Source organism: Xanthomonas axonopodis, from assembly GCF_001304695.1.
Lineage (GTDB): Bacteria > Pseudomonadota > Gammaproteobacteria > Xanthomonadales > Xanthomonadaceae > Xanthomonas > Xanthomonas axonopodis.
This window is the reverse complement of sequence record NZ_JFAQ01000095.1, coordinates 1-1,460: the sequence shown is the minus strand read 5'-3', so window position 1 is coordinate 1,460 and position 1,460 is coordinate 1. Positions and strand designations below refer to the sequence as shown.

The window sequence follows — 1,460 nt, the reverse complement described above, 5'->3', positions numbered from 1 at the left end:
ACCGGTGCCAATCGACACGACTCGGTCGCGTTCGAAGAAGTGCTCGATGCATTGCCTGCGATCGGTGGAAAACCAGGGCGTGCGCGACGCTGGCCAGGCAAACTGCATGCCGACAAGGCCGACGACATCGACCGTTGCCGCAACGCCCTTAAGCAGCGCGGCATCACTGCGCGGATTGCACGCAAGGGCATCGAACGCAACGACCGACTGGGCCAGCACCGCTGGGTCGTCGAGCGCACGCACGCTTGGTTTGCCGGCATGGGCAAGCTGCGTATCCGCTTCGAACGCCGCATCGATATCCACTTGGCGTTGCTCTCGCTCGCATGCTCCATCATCTGCTTACGCATGCTTCCTGGGTTTTGTTAGCCGCTCTCAGCCTAACCTGCTCGCTGCGTTTTGTTAGCCGCTCGAAAGAGCGACCTGCAAGCCATTGGTAAGTCGTGTGGTGGATGGAACTCCAAGATGCACATGATTACCGCAGGGGCTCGAACAGCCATTGCATTTGGATTAACGCTTGAAACGCATATGACGTACCCGCAGGCCGTGGGTTACGTGGAAACCTGGGGTAGCCGTCCTTGTTCTTTGTCGAACTGGGCGCAGCGACGATCGTGGCATCCGCGTCCACGATCGTCAGCCACGCCAGAGTCTGCCCCTATAGGGAAGGCCTGAACAACGAGGCCTGACAGAGCGGAATGTGGCATCGTTCCGGAGAGTCGCGTTTGGAGCTTCGGGTTTCTCGCCATTTCTGGCGTTTTCCGTGGGAATTCCCCGGGTTACAGGCGCACGCTCCCCATCGCAGGCAGTAACTGCTTTCGCTTCATCCACAGGTTTGACAATGCAAACAAGGTCAGCACTTGTGCCGTGTTCTTGGCCAGACCGCGATAGCGGACCTTGGTGTAGCCAAACTGGCGCTTGATCACCCGGAATAGATGCTCCACCTTCGCGCGCACGCTGGCCTTGACGTGTTCCCAACGCTGTTCCCGAGCACGCTCGCGTTTGTTGCCAATGGCTTGCATCGTCGAGGGCTTGGCGGCGATGAAAAATGCAGCCTCGCAGGTCTGCAGTTCTTGGCCTTTGTCCGCGCCGGTATAGCCGCTGTCGCCGAACACGCTGTCTTCCTTGCCGTGCAGCAATGCGTGCGTCACCGTGACATCGGCCACGTTGGCTGCGGTGCACTGCACGTGGTGTACCAGCCCGGAAGATTCATCCACACCGATGTGCGCCTTCATCCCGAAATACCATTGATTCCCCTTCTTGGTCTGATGCATCTCAGGGTCGCGCGCGTGATGTAATGACCCACCGGTTTCTGCACAGGTCAGTTGGTTAATGTAGCGGCATAGGCTTGGTCAGGCGTCATCATCTTCAGTGCCTGATGCGGGCGCTGCCGGTTGTAGAACCCAATCCAGTCGCTGATGACGCGTAGTGCGTGGGCCAGGCTCTCGAACCGGTGCTGATGGACG

The 1,460-nt window shown here is 59.0% G+C and carries 2 protein-coding genes and 2 pseudogenes; 2 read left to right on the top strand and 2 right to left on the bottom strand.

From position 1 onward, the window contains the following. The coding region (locus XAXN_RS09710) for an IS5/IS1182 family transposase (RefSeq protein WP_054319392.1) at window positions 1-366 on the top strand (366 nt) is incomplete at its 5' end. Between the two features lie 51 nt (window positions 367-417). Further along, window positions 418-566, top strand: a pseudogene (locus XAXN_RS23060) (IS5-like element ISCARN85 family transposase); the annotation flags it as partial. Window positions 567-773: 207 nt separating this feature from the next. Here XAXN_RS23060 and XAXN_RS09705 read toward each other — a convergent pair. Continuing rightward, window positions 774-1,283 (bottom strand): annotated as a pseudogene (locus XAXN_RS09705) (IS5 family transposase); the annotation flags it as partial. A 32-nt stretch (window positions 1,284-1,315) separates the two neighbouring features. Then, window positions 1,316-1,460, bottom strand: a 145-nt coding sequence (locus tag XAXN_RS09700) for an integrase core domain-containing protein (protein ID WP_167694775.1), incomplete at its 5' end; no start/stop codon positions are given.